The sequence below is a fragment of the Roseitalea sp. genome (assembly GCF_984466335.1).
In genome coordinates, this window is the sequence record NZ_CFIFWG010000186.1 from 1 (window position 1) to 5,230 (window position 5,230).

A 5,230-nucleotide genomic window follows, 5' to 3' on the forward strand; every position below is an offset into this window, starting at 1 on the left:
GACCCGGCGACCGGGCTGCGCGCGCCGGGCGAAACCGTCGAGTTCACCCGCCACGTGCTCCACGCCGGCAATGACTGGACCGCCTCGCTCGACGAGCTTCAGGCCGTCTGCCCCAACCTTGAGCATGTGTCGCTGATCGTGAGCTGGTTCGGCGACGATCTGCGCGCCGGTGCCTGCACGATCCGTCCGGGCGTCACCGAACGCGATGTCGGCGACGAGACGCCGCCATGGCGGGTCAGCGGCCTGTCGCGGTCCGATCCGGGCGCGCGCCTCGTCTCCCGCGTGGACGGCCGCCCGGCCTATGGCGGCACGCCGACCGACGCCTCGGTCATCGCCGCGATACGCGACCTGAAGGCGCGCGGCCTGTCGGTGACGCTGCATCCGTTCGTGATGATGGATGTGCCGCAAGGCAATGTCCTGCCCGACCCCTATGGCGGCGCGGCCCAGGCGCCTTATCCCTGGCGCGGGCGCATCACCTGCTTTCCGGGGCCCCGACCGCACGGCCGCCGCCGCGGCCCAGGTGGCGGCCTTCGCCGGCGGCACCGCGGCCGCCGATCTGGGCGTCGACGGCGAGACGATCGTCCCCGGCCCCGGCGCCGACTGGGGCTATCGGCGCATGGTGCTGCACATGGCGCGGCTGGCCCTGATCGCCGGCGGGGTCGATGCGATGCTGATCGGCTCGGAACTGCGCGGTCTGACCTGGCTGCGCGGGGAAGCGGACGCCTTTCCCTTCGTCGACGCGCTGCGCCGGCTCGCCGCCGATGTCCGCGCGCTTCTGGGGCCGGACTGCAAGCTGACCTACGGCGCCGACTGGTCCGAATATTTCGGCTACCACCCCGCCGACGGCTCGGGCGACGTCTACCACCATCTGGACCCGCTTTGGTCGGCGCCCGAGATCGACGCGGTCGGCATCGACAACTACATGCCGCTCGCCGACTGGCGCGATGCGGACTCGACCGAACCGAGCGGCAATCCGGACGGCATGGCCGCCCATGACGATGCCCGCGCCATGGGGGCCGCCATCGCCGCCGGCGAGGGGTTCGACTGGTACTACGCCTCGCCCGCGGACCGTGACGCCCGCATCCGCACCCCGATCACGGACGGCGCGCACGGCAAGTCCTGGGTCTATCGCTACAAGGACCTCGTCGCCTGGTGGTCGAACGTCCATGTCGACCGGCGCGGCGGCGTCGAGACCGGGCCGCAATCGCCCTGGACACCGCACGCCAAGCCCATATGGCTGACCGAGCTGGGCTGCCCGGCCGTCCATGCCGGGGCCAATCAGCCCAATGTCTTCCCCGATCCCAAATCCTCCGAAAGCGCGCGGCCCCGCCACTCCACGGGCGCGCGCAGCGACAGCGCCCAGCGGGCGTTCCTTGAGGCCCACCACCGCCATTGGGCGCTGGCCGGCACCGGCGCCAACCCCTTCGCGCCCGGCACGTCCGATCCGATGGTCGATCCCGGCCGCATGTTCCTGTGGGCCTGGGACGCCAGGCCCTTTCCCGCCTTTCCGCGCAATGGCGCGGTCTGGGGCGACGGCGAGAACTGGCTGACCGGGCACTGGCTCAATGGCCGGCTCGGCGCAGCCCCGCTCGCCGGCCTGATCCGGGCGGTCTTTGCGGACCATGGCCTGCCGGCTCCCGATGTCGAGGGCGTGCGGGGCACGGTGCTCGGCGTGACGGTCGACGCGCCCGCCGGCATCCGCGACACGCTCGAACCCCTCGTCGACGCCTTCGGCCTGGTCGTCGCCGACAGCGGCGAAGCGGACGCCCCGCGCCTTCGGTTCCGCGCCGGTGACGACACGGCCCACCCGGTGCCGGCCGCCGGCATCTGCCTGGGCGCCGAAACGGGCAACCGGCGGCGCACGCTCGGCCAGGCGGACGAGTTGCCCGCCGAGGTGGTCGTCCGCTACCGGGACGCGCTGTGGGATTACCGCACCCGGTCGGCCCGCTCGCGGCGCCGCGACGGACCCTCCGCCCGGATCGCCGCTCTCGACCTGCCCTGCGCGCTCGACGGCGATGCCGCCCGCGATCTCGCCGATGCCATGCTCGAACGGCTGTGGACGGGGCGCGACCGCCTCAGGATCGACCTGCCGCTGCGCTTTGCGGGCCTGGAGCCCGGCGACGTGATCGCCCTTGACGACAGCCCGCAGGATCATTGGCGCGTCACCGGCATCGATCTGACCGACCGCCTGGAGGTCGCCGCCGTCTCGACCGTCGACGTCCTGCCGGGCGCGGCGCGGCCGGCTCTGCCGCCGCCGGCCTCCTCGCCGGGCGCGCTCGGCCTGTTCGGCGGCCCGCCCGACGTGGCGTTCGTCGATCTGCCCATGCTGGATCAGGCGAGCCCCGAGGCCAACTTCCGCATTGCGCTTCGCGCCGTGCCCGAGCGGCCGCACGCGGTGCTCGTTTCGCCCGGAACCGACGGTTTTGAACAGCGCCGGATCGTTCCGGGCAACGCGCTGATGGGGCGCCTGACCGCGCCGCTCGCGCCCGGCCCGTCCGGGCGCTTCGATCGGGCGAACGCGGTCGAGGCGCGGCTCGGCGCGGGCGAACTGGCCTCGGTCGGCCGGACGCTGCTCCTGTCGGGCCGCAACGTCGCTGCGATCGAGGCGGCCGACGGGGCGTTCGAGATCGTCCAGTTCCGCCTTGCCGAGGAGACCGCGCCCGGCAACTGGCGGCTGACCGACTTGCTGCGCGGCCAGGCCGGGACCGAGGACGTCGCCGCCCTTGGCGCGCCGGCCGGCGCGCGCCTGATCGTCCTCGACCGGCGCGTGGTCGCCGCCGGTCTGACGCCCGCCGAGACCGGCATCGCGCTGAACTGGCGCGTCGGGCCGGCCGGGCGCGCGGTCAGCGATCGTTATTTTGCGACGATCGCCGCGACCGGCGGCCGGCGCGCGCTGACGCCGCTCGCGCCGGTCCATCTGCGCGCCCTCGCCCGGCCCGACGGAACGCTCGCGCTGAGCTGGGTCCGCCGCTCCCGTCTGGCGGTCGGCGCGGCGCTGGGCGCCAGCGTGCCGCTCGGCGAGGAGACCGAGCGATACGCGCTCGCGCTGTTCGATGCCACGGGGGCGACCCTGCACACCGAGGAGACCGGCGCGCCGGCCGCGACCCTGTCCGCGGCGCGGGTGCAGTCCCTGTTCGGCGCCATGCCGGCCGGGATCGACATGCAGGTGCGCCAGATCGGCGCGCGCACCGGCCCCGGCATTGCCGCGCGGGCCGCAGTGCCCGTCCGTATCGCCTGATCCACAACCGAAAGGAACATGCCATGACCGACGCCAAACCCTGGTACCTGTCGAAGACCATCTGGGCCGCCCTTGTGTCGATCGCCGCGACGGTGGCGGCCGCGCTCGGCGTGCCGATCGAGCCGGGCACCCGCGAAGGGCTCGTCGAGGCGATCCTGCAACTGGTGTCCGCCGCCGCCGGCGCGCTCGCAATCCTCGGGCGGATGACGGCGCGCACGCGAATCGGATGAACGCCGGGCCCCGGCGTCATTCAGATTGCATTCATCCGCGCCCGACTATACGGAGCGCCATGACGACAGGGCACGCATACATGATCGGCGCATTCCTGATCGGCGCATTTCTGGCCGCGCCGGCGCTCTCATTGCCCGCTCGGGCTGGCGATCTCGTCCAGTTGGCCGGCGACAATTGCTTCGAGGTCGGCCAGGGCGTTGCCGCCCGCCAGGGCGCGACGTTCGTGGGCGCGCAAGCGGCCCGGCGGAACGGTCAAGACGGCTGCCGCGTCGTCCTGCTCCATCAGGGTCGCGATGGCGAGCGCCCCCGGCGCGAGGAGATTTTCGTCGCGCCATAGACCCTGTTCCGTGATAGAACGCGCGGCACGGGCGCAAGGCCCGCCCGGTGTGCGGGAAGGGAGCCGGACCATGCGCATCCTGGTCGTTGAAGACGACGCCGACCTCAACCGCCAGATCAGGGGCGCGCTGGAGGACGCGGGCTATGTGGTCGATGCCGCGCTCGACGGCGAGGAGGCTCATTTTCTGGGCGACACCGAACCCTATGACTGCGTGATCCTCGATATCGGCCTGCCGCTGATGGACGGCATTTCCGTCCTCCAGCGCTGGCGCGATGGGGGGCGGGCGATGCCGGTCCTGATCCTGACCGCCCGCGACCGCTGGAACGACAAGGTCGCCGGCATCGATGCGGGCGCCGACGATTACGTCGCAAAGCCGTTTCACATCGAGGAGGTGCTGGCGCGGGTGCGCGCGCTGATCCGCCGCGCCTCGGGCCATGCCACCTCGGAGTTGGCCTGCGGACCGCTCGTCGTCGACACCAGAACCTCCAGGGCGACGGTCGACGGCAAGGCGCTCAGGCTGACCGCGCACGAGTTCCGGCTTCTGTCCTACCTCATTCACCACAAGTCCGCCGTCGTCTCGCGCACCGAACTGACCGAGCATCTGTACGATCAGGATTTCGACCGCGATTCCAACACGGTCGAGGTCTTCGTCGGCCGCCTGAGGCGCAAGATCGGCCATGACCTGATCGAGACGGTGCGCGGCCTCGGCTACCGGCTGCGCGATCCCGCCGAAGCGCAGGCCGGACCGCCTGCCGCCCGCTGATCCATGCCGCTCGCCTCCGGTTCGCTGCGCAATCGCGTCATCGCGCTGTCGACGGTCTGGGCGGTGCTCGCGGTGGCGTTCCTGGGCTGGCTGCTGGTCGGCCAGTACCGGATGAACGCCGAGCGCGGTTTTGCCGACCTGCAACAGGCACAGCTCTTCAGCCTGATCGCCGCCTTCAGCGTTGCCGAACGGGGCACCTTGTCCGGCGTTCCCAATCTCGGCGATCAGAACTTCCTGGACGCCGGGTCCGGCTGGTACTGGCAGGTCGGCCTTGTCGGCGGCGACGGCCCGGCGCGCCGTTCTGCCTCCCTTGCCGGCGGCGCGCTGCCCCGCCCCCCGCTCGCCGCCATTCCCTATGACGACCAGTTCACGCGCACCTTCAAGGCCGAGGGGCCGGCGGGCAACCGCCTGCGGGTGCTGGAAGCCGAGGTGCAGATCGGCGCCGGCGGCGAGATCGCCCTGTTCCAGCTCGCCGGCAATCAAAGCGAATTCGACGCCGCGATCGGGGCGCTGTCCCGGAGCCTGGCGGCCCTGCTGGCCGTGTTCGGCGCCGGGCTCGTGGCGATCAACGGCGCGATCATTGTCGTCGGCATGCGCCCGCTGGGCCGCGTCCGGCACGCCCTGCGCGCCATCCATGCGGGCGAGGAGCATACGCTCGCCG

General features: G+C 72.4%; 5 protein-coding genes and 1 pseudogene. 5 read left to right on the forward strand and 1 reads right to left on the reverse strand.

Annotated elements, in window-relative coordinates; all coding sequences use genetic code 11:
• Positions 1-408: hypothetical protein (locus tag AC5E6L_RS13745; RefSeq protein ID WP_491774024.1), on the reverse strand; the 408-nt coding region annotated here is incomplete at its 3' end.
• Between the two features lie 112 nt (positions 409-520).
• On the opposite strand from AC5E6L_RS13745, the gene AC5E6L_RS13750 reads away from it, so the two are divergent.
• The 5 genes and pseudogenes from AC5E6L_RS13750 to AC5E6L_RS13770 form a co-directional block, all read left to right on the forward strand.
• Complete coding sequence (locus AC5E6L_RS13750) at positions 521-3,238, forward strand: baseplate multidomain protein megatron (protein WP_491774026.1); 2,718 nt, start codon at positions 521-523, stop codon at positions 3,236-3,238.
• Between the two features lie 23 nt (positions 3,239-3,261).
• Positions 3,262-3,468, forward strand: a complete 207-nt coding sequence (locus AC5E6L_RS13755; protein ID WP_491774028.1) for a hypothetical protein — start codon at positions 3,262-3,264, stop codon at positions 3,466-3,468.
• A gap of 80 nt (positions 3,469-3,548) precedes the next feature.
• Positions 3,549-3,806, forward strand: a complete 258-nt coding sequence (locus tag AC5E6L_RS13760; protein ID WP_491774030.1) for a hypothetical protein — start codon at positions 3,549-3,551, stop codon at positions 3,804-3,806.
• 70 nt (positions 3,807-3,876) lie between these two features.
• Entirely contained in the window at positions 3,877-4,569 is a 693-nt protein-coding gene (locus AC5E6L_RS13765) for a response regulator transcription factor (RefSeq protein WP_491230686.1), read from the forward strand.
• Between the two features lie 3 nt (positions 4,570-4,572).
• Positions 4,573-5,230: pseudogene (locus AC5E6L_RS13770) on the forward strand (histidine kinase); the annotation flags it as partial.

Bases quoted from the DNA above. Each gene is read 5' to 3' on its own strand.
- AC5E6L_RS13755 (WP_491774028.1), top strand. From the start codon at position 3,262: ATGACCGACGCCAAACCCTGGTACCTGTCGAAGACCATCTGGGCCGCC.
- AC5E6L_RS13760 (WP_491774030.1), top strand. From the start codon at position 3,549: ATGATCGGCGCATTCCTGATCGGCGCATTTCTGGCCGCGCCGGCGCTC.
- AC5E6L_RS13765 (WP_491230686.1), top strand. From the start codon at position 3,877: ATGCGCATCCTGGTCGTTGAAGACGACGCCGACCTCAACCGCCAGATC.